This window comes from Pseudomonas sp. FW507-12TSA, assembly GCF_058781435.1.
On the sequence record NZ_JBYSWT010000025.1, the window covers coordinates 46,612 to 63,015 of the forward strand.

Annotated in this window: 11 protein-coding genes and 1 pseudogene; all 12 read right to left on the reverse strand. The window is 64.3% G+C overall.

Going from position 1 to position 16,404, the window contains the following annotated elements; translation table 11 throughout:
* Positions 1-15: 15 nt before the first annotated feature.
* The 12 genes and pseudogenes from AC3WK8_RS22125 to AC3WK8_RS22180 all read right to left on the reverse strand — a co-directional run bounded on the left by AC3WK8_RS22125 (position 16) and on the right by AC3WK8_RS22180 (position 16,357).
* Positions 16-2,802: a hybrid sensor histidine kinase/response regulator gene (locus AC3WK8_RS22125; RefSeq protein ID WP_103325866.1), complete on the reverse strand. Its 2,787-nt coding sequence runs from the start codon at positions 2,800-2,802 to the stop codon at positions 16-18.
* Positions 2,803-2,903: 101 nt separating this feature from the next.
* On the reverse strand, positions 2,904-4,193 hold the full coding sequence (purD, locus tag AC3WK8_RS22130; RefSeq protein ID WP_085595378.1) for a phosphoribosylamine--glycine ligase: 1,290 nt from the start codon (positions 4,191-4,193) through the stop codon (positions 2,904-2,906).
* A 182-nt stretch (positions 4,194-4,375) separates the two neighbouring features.
* Complete coding sequence (purH, locus tag AC3WK8_RS22135) at positions 4,376-5,983, reverse strand: bifunctional phosphoribosylaminoimidazolecarboxamide formyltransferase/IMP cyclohydrolase (protein ID WP_053132248.1); 1,608 nt, start codon at positions 5,981-5,983, stop codon at positions 4,376-4,378.
* Between the two features lie 83 nt (positions 5,984-6,066).
* Positions 6,067-6,387, reverse strand: coding sequence for a DNA-binding transcriptional regulator Fis (gene fis, locus AC3WK8_RS22140; RefSeq protein ID WP_003186237.1), 321 nt, complete (start codon positions 6,385-6,387; stop codon positions 6,067-6,069).
* The gene (gene dusB, locus AC3WK8_RS22145; RefSeq protein ID WP_085595376.1) at positions 6,384-7,397 is read right to left on the reverse strand and encodes a tRNA dihydrouridine synthase DusB; all 1,014 of its coding nucleotides are present in this window, start codon (positions 7,395-7,397) and stop codon (positions 6,384-6,386) included. Before dusB ends, fis begins: the two co-directional genes overlap by 4 nt.
* Positions 7,398-7,592: 195 nt before the next feature.
* A complete protein-coding gene (locus tag AC3WK8_RS22150; RefSeq protein WP_103325865.1) occupies positions 7,593-8,921 on the reverse strand; it encodes a DUF3426 domain-containing protein in 1,329 nt (442 codons plus the stop codon).
* Positions 8,922-8,951: 30 nt separating this feature from the next.
* The gene (gene prmA / locus AC3WK8_RS22155) at positions 8,952-9,830 is read right to left on the reverse strand and encodes a 50S ribosomal protein L11 methyltransferase (protein WP_103325864.1); all 879 of its coding nucleotides are present in this window, start codon (positions 9,828-9,830) and stop codon (positions 8,952-8,954) included.
* Positions 9,831-10,009: 179 nt separating this feature from the next.
* Positions 10,010-11,368: an acetyl-CoA carboxylase biotin carboxylase subunit gene (gene accC / locus AC3WK8_RS22160; RefSeq protein ID WP_022642061.1), complete on the reverse strand. Its 1,359-nt coding sequence runs from the start codon at positions 11,366-11,368 to the stop codon at positions 10,010-10,012.
* Between the two features lie 17 nt (positions 11,369-11,385).
* Positions 11,386-11,850 (reverse strand): acetyl-CoA carboxylase biotin carboxyl carrier protein, encoded by a 465-nt coding sequence (gene accB / locus AC3WK8_RS22165; RefSeq protein ID WP_022642062.1) that lies wholly within the window; start codon positions 11,848-11,850, stop codon positions 11,386-11,388.
* A 48-nt stretch (positions 11,851-11,898) separates the two neighbouring features.
* Positions 11,899-12,351, reverse strand: coding sequence for a type II 3-dehydroquinate dehydratase (gene aroQ / locus AC3WK8_RS22170; RefSeq protein ID WP_022642063.1), 453 nt, complete (start codon positions 12,349-12,351; stop codon positions 11,899-11,901).
* Positions 12,352-12,671: 320 nt separating this feature from the next.
* Positions 12,672-13,187 (reverse strand): annotated as a pseudogene (locus tag AC3WK8_RS22175) (methyl-accepting chemotaxis protein); the annotation flags it as partial.
* A gap of 1,499 nt (positions 13,188-14,686) precedes the next feature.
* On the reverse strand, positions 14,687-16,357 hold the full coding sequence (locus AC3WK8_RS22180; RefSeq protein ID WP_085595370.1) for a response regulator: 1,671 nt from the start codon (positions 16,355-16,357) through the stop codon (positions 14,687-14,689).
* Positions 16,358-16,404 lie beyond the last annotated feature (47 nt).

The window sequence follows — 16,404 nt, forward strand, 5'->3', positions numbered from 1 at the left end:
GAGCCAGAGTTTAACTCAGCTGGTGTGGGCGGCGCTGCGTTCGCGCAAGTCGCGCTGGGTGACCCAGTGCTCCACCAGTTCACGCAGTTGCGAGAGCTCCACCGGCTTGGCCATGTGCCCGTCCATGCCGGCCTGGCGCGCGCGCTCCTTGTGCTCGGCCAGGATATGGGCGGTGAGGGCCACCACCGGCGTGCGCACTCGCTGGTTGCCCACTTCCCAGGCCCGCAGTTGCTGGGTGGCGGAAAACCCGTCGAGCACCGGCATCTCGCAGTCCATCAGCACCAGGTCGTAGCGCTTGGCTTTCATCGCCTGCAGGGCTTCCTCGCCGTTGCTGGCGGTATCGGGCTGCAGGTTGAGTTTGCCGAGCATGCCGCGGATCACCTTGGTGGAGATGCTGTTGTCCTCGGCCACCAGGATGCGGAAGTCGCTGGGCACGGTGATCGGCTCCGGACCCAGGACCTGGGCCAGGGGCTGGTTGTAGGGCGTGGTGGGCGCCTTGTCGCGGTGGCTGAGCTCGTCGGCCAGGGTGGTCTTGAGGGTGTAGCCGGCCACTGGCTTGGCGAGGATGCGCTTGATCCCGGCATTGCGTGCGATCACCTTGCTCGGCGCGTTGCTGATGCCGGTGAGCATGATCAGCAGGATGTCGTGGTTCAGGCTCGGGTCTTCCTTGATCTTCGCCGCCAACTGCATGCCGGTCATGCCGGGCATGTTCTGGTCCAGCAGGACCACGTCGAAGTAGTCGCGCAGGTGTGCCTTGGTTCGCAGCAGGGCCAGGGCTTCCTTGCCCGAAGGCACGGCGCTGACGTTCAGGCCCCAGGCACTGCATTGCTGCACCAGGACCTTGCGGCAGGTGTCGTTGTCGTCCACCACCAGCACCCGGGCCCCTTGCAGCGGGCCGTCGAGGTCGGCGGTGGGATGCTCCAGGCGGTCGGCATCCAGCGGCAGGGTCAGCCACAGGGTGCTGCCTTGCTGGTTGCCGCTCTTGATGCCGAATTCGCCATGCATCAGCAGGATCAGCTGGCGAGCGATCACCAGGCCCAGATTGCCGCCCAGGCGGGTGGTGGCCAGGAAATTCTTGCTGTGCAGCTCGGTATGCAGCAGCGCGTCGCGTTCCTCGGGCTCCATGGGCTGCCCGCTATCTTGCACGGCAATACGCAGGCGCGGCTTGCTGCTGCGCTCGTCGAGGGCGACGACGATCAGCACTTCGCCTTCGTCGGTCTTCTTCAGGGCGTTTTCCAGCAAGCTCAACAGGGCCTGGCGCAACCGTGTCGGATCGCCGCTGATGACCCGTGGCACCTGGGGCTGGATGAAGCTGATCAGCTCGACGTTCTGCTGCTCGGCCTTGGCCCGGAAGATGCTCAGGCAGTCTTCGATCAGGGCATTGAGATCGAACTGTACGTCGTCCAGTTCGATCTGCCCGGATTCGAGCTTGGAGATGTCGAGGATCTCGTTGATCAGGGTCAGCAGTTCGTTGCCGGCGCTGTGGATGGTCTGCACGTAGTCGCGCTGCTTGACCGACAGCGGCGTGCCCAGCAGCAGCTCGGTCATGCCCAGCACGCCGTTCATCGGGGTGCGGATCTCGTGGCTGATCTTGGCCAGGAACTCGGCCTTGGCATTGACCTCGGCGGTGCTGGCGGCCAGGTCGCGGCTGGCGCTGAAGCGGTTCTCGGTGATGTGGCGCTGGCGCTCGCCCAGGGCGACGCTCATCAGCAGGCCGGCCACGCAGACCACGCTCATCAAGGTCACGATCAGCCCTTGCGGGGGCACCAGTGTCAGGCCGAGCAGGGCGGGCATGATCACCAGGGTGCCGAAGTTGAAGATCGCCATGGCGGCGACGAAACAACGGGCCGGGCGGTAGCCCTTGTGCCAGTGGTAGCCGCCGATGAACAGCATGCTCAAACCGGCCAGGGCTACCAGGGCATAGGTGACGATGTTCAATGGCAGGCTGCTGATGATCAACAGCAACAGGCCGGACAGGGCGATCAGCAGGATGTTGCCCAGTAGCAGGCGGTTCAGCGGATGCGGCCCCACCGGGGAGAAGAACCGATAGGCGAACATCATGCCGGCAGGGGCGGTCAGCAGCAGCGCCAGGTAGGCGCCGGGAGTCTGCAGGGACTGCCAGTCCGGCAGCCAGGGGCCGAACAGGTTCAGCAGCATCATCAGGCTGAGGGTCAGCAGGGCCTCGCAGACCGCCAGCCACAGGCTGCTGCGCGAGCGGGTGTAGGCGAAGCGCGTGAGGTTGTGCAGGATCAGCATCGCCAGGCAGCCGAACAGCAGGCCGTAGACCAGGGTCTGGCCCTGGCTGGCGGCGGCCATCACCGCCGATTGCAGGGTGATATAGGGGCGCAGTTCGTGTTCGGACACCAGGCGTACGTAGACGTCCAGCGTCTTGTCGCTCTGTGGCAGCGGCAGTGCGAAGTCGCTGCTGGGCAGCGGTTTTTCCGTCTGGGGCTGGCTGGAGCCGGTGTTCACTTGCTCGATCAGCTGGTCGCCGTCGAGCACGTAGAGATTCAGGTGGGACAGGTCGGGAGCGAAGATCCGCAGGATCTGCTCATGGGTGCCCGGCTGGAGCTTGAAGCGTAGCCACAGGGCGCCGTTGGGCTCGGCGGCGGTGAGCTTGTCCAGCTCGATGGGGCTGAACTGGTTGGTGTAGCGCGGGGAGCGGATGTCACTGAGTTGCAGGTCGCCCTGATCGTCGAGCAGCACCGCCCAGCCACTGCCTTGAGCGGCCAGGGCCGGATTCATGCAGAGCAGGGTCAGCAATGTGACGGTGAAGCCTAGGGCAATCCTGAGCCAGCGCACGGCGAAATCCCTTCGTTGGTTGATGCCTGATTATAACTATGCGCGGCGCAATGAGCGCCCGGCAAGGGCCTGGAAGCCCTTGCCGGGGTTTCGTGCGAGCCTTATTGCTCGCCGCGCTCGCGGGCAATGGCACGGTAGCCGATGTCCTTGCGGTAGAAGCAGCCCTGCCAGTCGATCTCGGCCGCCAGGCGGTAGGCTTGCTGCTGCGCCTGGTCGACGCTGGCGCCCATGGCAGTGGCGCACAGCACCCGGCCACCGGCGGTGACGATCTGGCCGTCCTTGAGCGCGGTGCCGGCATGGAAGACCTTGCCTTCCAGCGCGGCTGCGGCGTCCAGGCCGGTGATGGCCGCGCCCTTGGCATAGTCACCAGGATAGCCGCCGGCCGCCAGGACGATGCCCAGGCTCGGACGCGGATCCCACTGGGCCTCGACCTTGTCCAGGGCCTGGGCCAGGGCCGCTTCCACCAGCAGCACCAGGCTCGATTGCAGGCGCAGCATGACAGGCTGGGTTTCCGGGTCGCCGAAACGGCAGTTGAACTCGATGACTTTCGGGTTGCCGGCCTTGTCGATCATCAGGCCCGCGTAGAGGAAGCCGGTATAGACGTTGCCTTCCTCGGCCATGCCGCGCACGGTCGGCCAGATGACCTGGTCCATCACGCGCTGGTGCACGTCGGCGGTGACCACCGGGGCAGGCGAGTAGGCGCCCATGCCACCGGTATTCGGGCCAGTGTCACCATCGCCGACGCGCTTGTGGTCCTGGCTGGTGGCCATGGGCAGCACGTTCTTGCCGTCGACCATGACGATGAAGCTGGCTTCCTCGCCATCGAGGAACTCCTCGATCACCACGCGCGAACCGGCGTCACCGAAAGCGTTGCCGGCGAGCATGTCGCGCACGGCTTCCTCGGCCTCGGCCAGGGTCATGGCGACGATCACGCCCTTGCCGGCGGCCAGGCCGTCGGCCTTGATCACGATCGGCGCGCCTTTTTCCCGCAGGTAGGCCAGGGCCGGCTCGATCTCGGTGAAGTTGTGGTAGTCGGCGGTCGGAATCTTGTGGCGCGCCAGGAAGTCCTTGGTGAAGGCCTTCGAGCCTTCCAGTTGGGCGGCGCCCTGGGTCGGGCCGAAGCAGTCCAGGCCGCGGGCACGGAACAGGTCGACCACACCGGCTACCAGCGGCACTTCCGGACCGACGATGGTCAGGGCAACGTTCTTCTCGGCGAAGTCGGCAAGCTGCTCCAGGGCCAGCACGTCGATGGCCACGTTCTCGCACTTGGCCTCGATGGCGGTACCGGCGTTGCCGGGAGCGACGAATACTTTCTCGACCCGTGGGTCCTGAGCGACTTTCCAGGCCAGGGCGTGTTCACGACCGCCGCTACCAATGATCAAAACTTTCATGTCAAAACCTCGAATTCTTTCGGACGGGAGGCGAAGCCTCACGTTGTACGAGGTCGCAATGAAACAGGTAGATGCAAGGCGGGGCCGGTTCCGATGAGCGGAGTTGCCTTCTGGCAATGAGCATCAGTGGAACCGGCCTCAACGCAGCAGATGCCTGCTTCAGTGCGGCCGATTGCCGTAAATCAGTGACGGAAGTGGCGCATGCCGGTGAATACCATCGCGATGCCGGCTTCATCGGCAGCGGCGATCACCTCGGCGTCACGCATCGAGCCGCCAGGCTGGATCACGGCGCGGATACCGACCTTGGCGGCATTGTCGATGCCGTCGCGGAACGGGAAGAAGGCGTCGGAAGCCATGACCGCGCCCTGCACTTGCAGGCCGGCGTGCTCGGCCTTGATGGCGGCGATGCGGGCGGAGTTGACGCGACTCATCTGGCCGGCGCCGACACCGATGGTCTGGCGGTTCTTGGCGTAGACGATGGCGTTGGACTTGACGAACTTGGCCACTTTCCAGGCGAATACCAGGTCGTGGATTTCCTGTTCGGTCGGCGCGCGCTGGGTGACGATCTTCAGGTCATCGGCGCTGATCATGCCAATATCGCGGCTCTGCACCAGCAGGCCGCCGTTGACCCGCTTGAAGTCCCAACCGGCGGCGCGTTCGGCCGGCCACTCGCCGCATTCGAGCAGGCGTACATTCTGCTTGGCCGCTACGACTTCGCGGGCAGCCTGGGAGATTTTCGGGGCGATGATCACTTCGACGAACTGGCGCTCGACGATGGCCTTGGCGGTTTCGCCGTCCAGCTCGCGGTTGAAGGCGATGATGCCGCCGAACGCCGACTCGGTGTCGGTGGCGTAGGCCAGGTCGTAGGCCTTGCGGATGCCGCCCTCGTCCTCGGGCACCACGGCCACGCCGCAGGGGTTGGCGTGCTTGACGATGACGCAGGCCGGCTTGACGAAGCTCTTCACGCATTCCAGCGCGGCGTCGGTGTCGGCCACGTTGTTGAACGACAGTTCCTTGCCTTGCAACTGCAGGGCGGTGGAGATGCTGGCTTCGCCTTTCTTGGCCTCGACGTAGAAGGCCGCGCTCTGGTGCGGGTTCTCGCCGTAGCGCATTTCCTGGGCCTTGACGAACTGGCTGTTGAAGGTGCGCGGGAATCCGCTGCGGCCTTCGGTGGACAGTGTGTCCCGGGCCTGGTCGATGGTGCCCATGTAGTTGGCGATCATGCCGTCGTAGGCTGCTGTGTGTTCGAAGGCCTTGAGCATCAGGTCGAAGCGCTGGGCGTAGGTCAGGCCGCCGGCCTTGAGGTTGTCCAGGACGCTGGCGTAGTCGCTGGCGTTGACCACGATGGCCACGTCCTTGTGGTTCTTGGCTGCCGAGCGAACCATGGTCGGGCCGCCGATGTCGATGTTCTCGATAGCGGTCGGCAGGTCGCAGCCGGGCTTGGAGATGGTGGCTTCGAAGGGATAGAGGTTGACCGCCACCAGGTCGATCGGCTTGATGCCGTGCTCGTTCATGATGGCGTCGTCGATGCCGCGACGACCCAGGATGCCGCCGTGGATCTTCGGATGCAGGGTCTTGACCCGGCCGTCCATCATTTCCGCGAAACCGGTGTAATCGGCGACTTCCACTGCGGACACGCCATTGTCCCGCAGCAGCTTGAAGGTCCCGCCGGTAGAGAGGATCTCGACACCGAGGGCTTCCAGCTCCTTGGCGAATTCGAGGATCCCGGTCTTGTCGGAAACACTGATCAAGGCGCGGCGGATCGGCAGGCGGGTAGTCTGGTCGGTCATCTCAATTTCCATCAACAAGCTAGGGGGTCAGCAAAAAAGGCGACCGTTTTTTACGCGGGCGCCTTTCTGGTTTGGTTGAATGCTTACAGCAAATCGTACTGCTTGAGTTTCTTGCGCAGGGTTCCGCGATTCAGACCCAGGAGTTCGCTGGCCTTGGTCTGGTTGCCCTTGACGTAGTTCATCACGCTTTCGAGCAACGGGGCCTCGACTTCGGAGAGCACCAGGTTGTACACGTCCGTGACGGCAGCGCCCTCAAGGTGGGCGAAATAATTGTGCAGCGCCTTCTCGACACTCCCGCGAAGGGTCTGGCCTTCTTCGCTCGGGGTATTGAGGTGCTGTTTCAAATTCACGTTGTCGCTCACGGGTGTTGTTCCACTCACTAAAGTCTCGGTCATCATCGTCATGCGGCCACCCCCTCTCCGTCCCCTGTCTCCAGGCTCTTGTAACGTCCGGCGAAGAACTCACGGACGTTGGCGCACTGTGCTTCCGTATCTTCCAAACGATTGAAGTGGGCGCGAAACTCCCTGGCGCCTGGCAGGGTTGCGAGATACCAGCCCACATGCTTGCGCGCAATGCGTACGCCCATGACATCCCCATAGAAGGCATGCAGCGCGGCCAGGTGCTCCAGCAGAATCCGCTCCACTTCGAACAGCTGCGGTGCCGGGAGGGTTTCACCGGTGCGCAGGAAGTGTTCGATCTCACGAAAAATCCATGGCCGCCCCTGGGCAGCCCGGCCGATCAACAGCCCGTCGGCGCCGGTGGCATTCAATACCTGCCGGGCTTTCTCGGGCGAGTCGATATCGCCGTTGGCGAAGACCGGGATCGACACCGCCTGCTTGATCGCAGCGATGGTGTCGTACTCGGCTTCACCGGTGTACAGGTCGGCGCGGGTCCGACCGTGGACCGCCAGCGCCGTGATGCCAGCCTGTTCGGCGATTCTCGCCACGGTCAGGCCATTCTTGTTCTGCCGGTCCCAGCCGGTGCGGATCTTCAGGGTGACCGGTACGTCCACCGCGGCCACCACCGCCTGGAGAATCTCGTTGACCAGGACTTCGTCTTTCAGCAATGCGGAGCCGGCGGCCTTGTTGCAAACCTTCTTCGCCGGGCAACCCATGTTGATATCAATAATCTGTGCACCCAACTCGACGTTGGCGCGGGCGGCGTCCGCCAGCATCTGTGCATCGCCACCGGCAATCTGTACCGAGCGCGGCTCGGGATCGCCTTCGTGGATCATGCGCAGTCGCGATTTGCGGCTGTTCCACAAGCTCATGTCGCTGGTGACCATTTCCGAGACTACAAGGCCGGCACCCAATTGCTTGCAAAGCTGACGAAAGGGCTGGTCGGTAACTCCCGCCATCGGGGCGAGAACCAAGCCGTTTTGCAGTGTGTATGGGCCGATGCGTACCGCCGACATAGGACTTCCCTGTTGTGGGGCCGGATCATGAGAGTTCGAAAAAGGGTTGGCATGATACCCGCTCTCGATGACCGGATAAAGGCTGAATTGGATAAAATCTGAACAGTTCTTCTGCCGGCTCCCGCGAGCGATACGCGGGGAGCTGTCATAAATCTGTCGTCAATCCAGAGTCGTCTGTTAACTCTTCCAGCCGTTTCACTCTGGCGAGTGGAAACTCAGACTGTAGTTCACGGCTTTGGGTCCGGGGTCGAGAATATCGAGGGCGATGTGGATCGGGGTTTGCGGCGGCATTTCCGCCGCGTCCTGCAGGTCGCCGCCCAGGTATTCACCGGGCTTGAAGCTACGGCTGGCGATCAGGTGGCCGTTGAGGTCGGCGAAGCGCAGTTCCAGCAACGGGAACGGTTGGGAGAAGGGCGCACGGTTGTAGATGATGGCGTCCACTACCAGGGCCCCGCTGAATTCCGGGTGGCTGCGCACCACCAGGTTGCTGCTCTTGATCCGGCCGATGTCCACGCGCGAGGGGACCGTACATCCGAATTCCGGGCACAGTCGCTGGAACCAGGGGCGGTACTGGTCCTGGCGGGCCAGCTCGTCGAAGTGATAGGCGATGTACTGGCCTGCCAGGCCACCGGCGGCCAGCAGGATCAGCAACAGCCAGAGCAGGCGCCGGCCCCAGGGCGAGCGACGCTTTTGCCAATCCAGGTGCAGCGGGTCGTCGACCAGGTCCAGCAACACTTCGTCCTGGACTCCCGGTTCGCTGCGTTCGCGGCTTTTCTTGCCCGGTGCCGGGACTGGGGTTTCGTCTTCGTCCTCGAGGGCAGGCGCAGGGGGCTTTGCGTCGAAGGATTCCAGGTCGGCGTCCAGGCGCAACTTGGGGGACGGTGGTTCGTCGTCAAGGTCTGCCAGGTTGAAGGACAGCGAGGGTTCGGTGCGGGCGGCCTTGGCCGGCTCGGGCTCGGCGTCGTCCTTGGCCGGGGCCTTGAGGCTGGCCGGTTCGTCCTGCTCGCCGGCGCTGCCGAACAGGCCGTCGGGCCAGTTGGCTTCGTCGTTGTCCTGCTGGTCACGCCGGGCGCTGAGGCCGTTTTCCCGGGGGGCGCGTTCCTGGCCGAAGGTCTTGGCCGGCTGGATTTCCCGTTGCTCGAGCTTGGCCAGTTCCTCGTCGAGGTCCAGATGGTCCAGGTCCATTTCCGCCGCTGACCATTGTTTCTGGCTGATGGCGCGCTGGGCTGGAGCCGGTTCCGGCTCGGCAGCGGGCTGCGGCGTCGGCTGTTCCGGTTCTGCCGCCGCAGGGGGCGGTGGAGTGGTCGTGGGTGTCGTCACCGGTGCGGGTGCGGTCGGCTTGGCGAGCGGCTTGGCTGCCGCGCCTTCCTTGGCCGCGCGCTGCTCGAGCAGTTGTCGCGCAGCGTTGAACACCTGCAGGCAGGAGCCGCAACGAACCACTCCGCGAGCCACGCTCAATTGGGCGTGGCTGACACGGAACCTGGTTTGGCAATGCGGGCACTGGGTGACGAAACTGTCGGTCATGCGGCCATCCGGATTATGCAGGCGGCCATTCTAGCGCCGACGGCCGGTGATGCGCACCCAGCCATCGAGGTTGGCGATCGGGTCCAGATCGAAGTCCTGGGCATAGGCCGCAGCGACCTCGTCACCCTGCTCGGCAAGGATGCCCGAAAGCGCCAGGCGCCCACCTGGCTTGACCAGGCCGGACAATTGCGGCGCCAGGGACACCAGCGGACCGGCCAGGATGTTGGCCACCAGCACGTCGGCTTGTTCCTGGGGCATCTGCTCCGGCAGGTACAACGGGAACAGTTCCTCGGCGATGTTGTTGCGCCCGGCGTTGTCGCGGGAGGCTTCCAGGGCCTGCACGTCGATATCGGTGCCCACGGCGCGCTTGGCTCCCAGCAGCAGGGCGGCGATGGCCAGGATCCCCGAGCCGCAACCGAAGTCCAGGACGTTGCAGTCCTTCAGGTCCTGGCCGTCGAGCCACTCCAGGCACAGGGCGGTGGTCGGGTGGGTGCCGGTGCCGAAAGCCAGGCCCGGGTCCAGCAGCAGGTTGACCGCATCCGGTTCCGGAGCGGCATGCCAGCTGGGGACGATCCACAGGCGCTGGCCGAAACGCATCGGCTGGAAGTTGTCCATCCAGCTGCGCTCCCAATCCTGGTCCTCGATGACTTCGATGTGATGTTCGGGCAGCGGGCTGCCGGTCAGCAACTCGAGGTGGGCCAGCACGCTGGCGGCCTCGGTGCCACCCTCGAACAGGGCCAGCAAGTGGGTGTGGGACCACAGCGGGGTGGTGTTCAGCTCGGGTTCGAAGATCGGTTGATCCTCGGCATCCATGAAGGTCACCGAAACGGCGCCGACTTCAAGAAAAGCGTCTTCATAGGTTTCGGCTTGTTCTGGGCTGATGGCGAGACGGACTTGCAGCCAAGGCATGGCGGGCACCTTTGAAAATATGTGATGTGCAGCCTAGTGGGCCGCGAGAAGCGCGCAAGTTTACGCGAGCAGGAGGCAGAAGACGACAGCGGCAAGGCGGCAGGCATTTGCAGGAGCCTTGCTCCTGCAGAAGCACCAAGGCCGCTCGAAAGCGGCCTTGGTGGTGTGGCGAATGCCGATCAGTGTTGCTCGGCCAGCTTGTGCTCCAGGTAGTGAATGTTCACTCCCCCTTTGCAGAAGCCTTCGTCACGGGTCAGGTCGCGGTGCAGCGGGATGTTGGTCTTGATCCCGTCGACGACGATTTCGTCCAGCGCATTGCGCATGCGCGCCATGGCTTCGTCACGGGTTGCCCCGTAGGTGATCAGCTTGCCGATCAACGAGTCGTAGTTCGGAGGAACCGCGTAGCCGCTGTACAGGTGCGAGTCGACGCGCACGCCGTTGCCGCCCGGGGCGTGGAAGTGCTTGACCGTGCCTGGGCTTGGCATGAAGGTTTTCGGGTCTTCGGCGTTGATCCGGCACTCCAGGGAGTGACCGCGGATCACCACGTCTTCCTGGCGGATGGACAACTTGTTGCCAGCGGCGATGCTGAGCATCTCCTTGACGATGTCGACACCGGTGACCATCTCCGATACCGGGTGCTCTACCTGCACGCGAGTGTTCATCTCGATGAAGTAGAAGCGGCCGTTCTCGTAGAGGAACTCGAAGGTGCCGGCGCCGCGGTAGCCGATGTCGATGCACGCCTGGACGCAACGAGCGAAGACTTCCTGGCGGGCGGTCTCGTCGATGCCCGGGGCCGGAGCTTCTTCCAGTACCTTCTGGTGACGGCGCTGCAGCGAGCAGTCGCGGTCGCCCAGGTGGATGGCGTTGCCCTGGCCGTCGGAGAGGACCTGGACTTCCACGTGGCGTGGGTTGGTCAGGAACTTCTCCAGGTAGACCATCGGGTTGCCGAATGCCGCGCCGGCTTCGGAGCGGGTCAGCTTCGCCGAGGCGATCAGGTCTTCTTCCTTGTGCACCACGCGCATGCCGCGACCACCACCGCCACCGGCGGCCTTGATGATCACCGGATAGCCGACTTCACGGCCGATGCGCAGCGCGGTTTCCTCGTCTTCCGGCAGCGGGCCGTCGGAACCTGGAACCGTGGGTACGCCGGCGGCGATCATGGCGTGCTTGGCGGAAACCTTGTCGCCCATCAGGCGGATGGTATCGGCCTTGGGGCCAATGAAGGAAAAGCCGGAGTTCTCCACCTGCTCGGCGAAGTCGGCGTTTTCCGCCAGGAAGCCGTAGCCAGGGTGGATCGCGGTGGCGCCGGTGACTTCAGCGGCCGCGATGATGGCCGGGATGTGCAGGTAGGACTGCGCGGCTTGCGCCGGGCCGATGCACACGGACTCGTCCGCCAGGCCCAGGTGCATCAGCTCCTTGTCGGCCTTGGAATAGACGGCTACGGTCTTGATCCCCATTTCCTTGCAGGCACGCAGGATCCGCAGGGCGATTTCGCCGCGGTTGGCGATCAGGACTTTTTCCAACTTCGCAGGCTTCATCAAAGACTCTCCGCAGTTCAAACGATGGTGAACAGCGGTTGGTCGTACTCAACCGGCTGGCCGTCTTCGACAAGGATCGATTCGATCACACCGCTGGTTTCAGCTTCGATGTGGTTCATCATCTTCATCGCTTCGACGATGCACAGGGTGTCGCCCTTCTTCACGCTCTGGCCGACTTCGACGAAGGCTGGCGAGGTTGGCGAGGACTTGCGGTAGAAGGTACCGACCATTGGCGAACGGGCTACGGTGCCGTTCAGCGCAGGTGCGGCGGCAGCGGCCGGGGCGGCAGCGGCAGCAGGAGCTGCGGCGGCTGGAGCGGCTACTGGAGCTGCGGCCATTGGAGCCGGAGCGTAGTACTGCTGGGCTGGAGTCTTGCTGTGACGGCTGATGCGTACGGACTCTTCGCCTTCCTTGATCTCCAGCTCGTCAATGCCGGACTCTTCCAGCAGTTCGATCAGTTTCTTGACTTTACGAATATCCATGAATCATCAACTCCCAGGGGTCGGTCAGGGGCGTTCAACGCTTGTTGTTCAAGCACTTGCCTGTATTTCAAGCTGTTCCAGGGCGGCCTCCAGGGCCAGTCGGTAACCGCTGGCGCCAAGGCCGCAGATCACTCCTACCGCAACGTCTGAAAAGTAGGAGTGATGGCGGAAAGGTTCGCGTTTGTACACGTTGGACAAATGCACTTCGATGAATGGGATGCTCACCGCCAGCAACGCGTCACGTAATGCGACGCTTGTATGTGTAAAAGCTGCTGGATTGATCAGGATGAAATCCACGCCTTCGTCCCGCGCGGCATGGATACGCTCGATCAATTCGTACTCGGCATTGCTCTGCAGGTACTGCAAGTGATGCCCGGCGGCACGGGCCCGCTGCTCCAGGTCCTGGTTGATCTGGGCCAGGGTCGTGGCGCCGTAGACTCCCGGTTCGCGGGTGCCGAGCAGATTCAGGTTGGGGCCATGGAGAACCAGTAGGGTGGCCATCGGTCGTTCCTTGTTATCGGGGCGGTTGTCAGAACCCGGCGACTATGCCGGAAAGACTTTGTGACTGTCCAGTTCCCGGCAATAGCCAGCACGATGACCGATGTTTGCGCGAAATATGTGACCGAGTGCGGAAATCCGGTCATATGCCCGTCATAAGGCGCTGTTGAAGTGGTTGGCGACTTTTTCGCCGATCTTGGGCGCGCCCGGGGCTTTTTTGTGGCGCTGGTCCGCAGCGGCCCGGCAAAGGCTGCGCCAGGCCCGTAAATGAAGGCTCCCGCCACTATCGGCACAGCCAAAGGCGGCTGCCAGCCTGGTTCGGGTCAGACGCGGAAGGCCTGTACCGCGGTGTGCAGCTGGCCGCCCAGGTCCAGCAGGTTCTCGCCCTGGGCCCGACCTTCGCCGATGCGCAGCAGGTTGTCGCCGCCCAGTTGGTGGATGCGTTCGCTGTGGTCGCGGATCTCGCTGACCGCGCCGCTTTGCTGGGCGGTGACATCGGCGATCCGCACCGCGGTCTCGGCGATGGTCTGGATCGCCCCGACGATTTCATCCAGTGCGCCATCGGCGGCCTCGGCCTGGCTGGCGGTGGCCTCGGCGTGCTCGACCTGGGCCCGCATGCCCTGCACCGATTGCTGCGCGGCGCTCTGCAGGCCGGCGATCAACGCCTGGATTTGTGCAGTGGCGCCGGAGGTGCGCTGGGCCAGGGAACGCACTTCCTCGGCGACCACGGCAAACCCCCGGCCCATCTCGCCGGCCCTGGCCGCCTCGATGGCGGCGTTCAGCGCCAGCAGGTTGGTCTGTTCGGCAATGGAGCGGATCACCGTCAGCACGCCGCCGATGGTGGCCGATTCCTGGGCCAGGTGTTCGATCATCTGCGCATTGCCCTGGACTTCCCCGACAAGGGCATGCAAGCCGGTGAGGCTCTGGCCTATGACTTTCTGTCCCTGCTGGACCGCCAGGCCGGCGCTGCGGCTGGCATCTGCGGCCTGGCTGGCATCACCGGCCACCTGCTGGATGGTGGCTTCCAGCTCGCCCAGCGCATCGCGGATCTGCGCGGTGTCGCCAGCCTGGCGTTCGGCGCCGCTGTGCAGGCCGCTGCTGAGGTCGGCCAGGGCCCGGCTGCTGCCGGCCACCTGTTCGGCGTTCTGGCGAATGGTGCCCACCAGGTCCACCAGGTAGGCCCGCAGGCGGTTCAGCGATGCTTCGATGGCATGCAGTTCGTAGTTGGTCTTGCCCAGCTGGATCGACTGGCTGAAATCGCCCTGGGCCCAGGTCGACAGCGCCGGGGCGAGGTTGGTCAGGACCCTTGCGAGCTTGCGCTGCAGGGTATCGATCACCAGGGCGATCAGCAGGATCAGGCCGATCATCAGCCCCTGCATCAATCGCACTTCGCCCTGGATCTGGCCGTGCTGGGCGCGCACTTCCGGCTCCAGTGCGGCGATCGCTTGCTGCACGGCGGTGATCTTCAGCAAGGTCGCGGCGCTCAGCTCGGCGCGTTTCTGGATCTGCTCGCGGGTGCGCGCAAGCTCGGCGGGATAACGGCTGAGCAGGCTGTTGAGTTCGCGCTTGAGGCCGATGCCGGCATCTTCGGCGGCGCTCTTCTGGGTGTTCTCCAGGCCCATCATGGCGGCGAAGTCATCGGTATTCGATTCGCTGCTGGTCGCCACGCCCAGTAGAGGCAAGGCCTCGAGGCGGTCGGCCTGGGCGCGGATGTTGTTCAGTTCGCGCTCGACGTCGCTCGCCAGTTCGCTGCGCCCGCTGCTGACCAGTTTGTCCCGGGCCAGCGAGAGTTTGCCCAGATGCTGGGAGGCGGCCAGCAACAACGGCAGGTAGGCACTGGCCTCGGCGCTGGTGGCGCCGCCGGCGTACTGGCTCAGTTGCTCCAGGTTGGCGCCCAGTTCGCGTTCGGCCTGCAGCAGCAGGGCCTGGGGGTCGCCCGCCAGCTTGCCCGCCGCCAGCAAGTCGGTCTTGCTGAAGTCGGCGAGGCTGGCCAGGCTCGGGCTCAGGCTATGTGCCAGTTGCGGTGGCAGTTCGGACAGTCCGCCCTGCAGGGTCTCGATGGCCTGGGTGGCGCTGCTCAGGCGCAGGGCGTCGCCGCTTGCCAGGTAGTCCTCGATATTGCGCGCCGCCTGGTTCTGGAATTGCTGGGACAGGCCCAGGTAGCGCTCCATCAGCAGGTAGGGGCGTTCCAGGGCGCGCTGCGACCACCACAGTGTCGCCCCCAGGGCCACGCACACGGCAACTAATAGAAGGGTGTTGAGATTGGTCAGCAACTTCAGGCGCATCGGGGCTCTACCAACGACTTGAATGGCAAGCGCCTGAATTTATTGCGGTTGTATTACAAGGTTATGACCGAATCGGTGGATTCGGATGAAAAGATGGCACTTTGATTTGATTGCCGTGCGCTCTGCACCCGGTTGCGGCCGCTGTGCTTGGCCCGGTACAGGGCTTCGTCCGCCTGGCTGGCCATCATCAGGCTGTCGGAGTCTTCCTGCATTTGCACCACTCCGGCGCTGAAGGTGCACCACAGGTCCTGGGGTTGGGCCGGGTAATGGATCTCGGCGAAGCGCTGGCGGATTTCGTCCAGCACCTGGCATGCCGCGTCCTGGTCGGTATCGGGCATGACGATGGCGAACTCCTCGCCGCCGTAGCGGCCGATGAAGTCGGTCTTGCGCAGGCGCTGCTTGAGGAACAGCGCCAGGCTCTTGATCACCCGATCGCCCATGGGGTGGCCGTGGCTGTCGTTGACCCGCTTGAAGTGGTCGATGTCCAGCATGGCGAAGCTCAGCGGCTTGTTCTCGCGGCGGGCGCGGAAGCAGCAGTCTTCCAGCAATTGCAGGATATGGGTGTGGTTGTACAGGCCGGTCAGGCTGTCGCGGACCATCCGCGCCTTGAGGTTGCGCGCCCGGGCCGCGCGGTTGCGCACCGTGGTGATCAGGTGGCGCGGCTTGATGGGCTTGGTGAGGAAGTCGTCGCCGCCTTCGCTCATGGCGTCCAGTTGCTTGTCCAGGTCGTCCTCGGCGGACAGGTAGATGATCGGCACGCTGACGTAGCGGTCGTTGTGGCGGATCACCTTGGCCAGCTCGGTACCGGTGCAGGCCGGCATGTACATGTCGAGGATGATCAGGTCGGGCTGGAAATCCGCCAGTTCGGCCATGGCCTGGATCGGCTCGATCAGGGTGCGGGTGACGATCCCGGCGCTGTTGAGCAGGCGCTCGGTGTGCAGGGCCTGGGCCCGGGAGTCGTCGATGATCAGCACTTTATACGGCTCGTACTGGGCGACGCAGGTCAGCACCTCGATCTTTTCCAGCAGGCTGGAGGCTTCCAGGGTGCCGGTGAGGAACTCCTGGCCACCGGCGCGCACGGCCGCGAGGCGGGTCGGGGTGTCGGTTTCGTGCAGGCTGAAGAACAGCAGCGGCAGCTTCTGCTCCAGGCCGACCTGGGCCTCGGCGGCCAGGGTCAGGCCCATGCCGGGTCCGCAGAAGTCCACGTCGATGACGATGGCCGCCGGCAGGCGCTCGACCATGGATGAACGAAACGCGGCGATGCTGTCCAGGGGCTGGGCGCTGAGCCCGAAGAACTCCAGCTGCTTGGCCAGGCGTTCGGCCCGGTCGTGATCCTGCAGCATCACGTAGATCGGCTTGCGCAGCGGCGGCAGGAAGGTCTGTTCCAGTTGATCGCCATGGCGCAGGCCGGTACGTGACAGGCGCTGCATCAGGCGGTTGAGTTCGGTGATCAGGTGGCTGCTCAGGCGGCCGCGGTTGGCATCCACCGCTTCCAGCGATTGGCTGATGCTGCGGGCCAGCTGGGAGTGCTCGGGTTGTTCGAAGCGTTCGGCGAAACGCAGCAGGCGCAGGTTGGCTTCGCAGAGTTCCGACATGTCGGTGGACGACCACTCGCTGCGCTGCAGCCGCTGCCAGATCTCCAGGATCTGCCGTGCCTGATGAATTACCCGCTGGGCAAAGTGGTGCTTGAGGCGCTCACGGCTGGGGTCTTCTGGCTCGGTCATATCCTGACTACTAGTTAGGGTGCATGCTGAGATCGACTGGTGGCTCT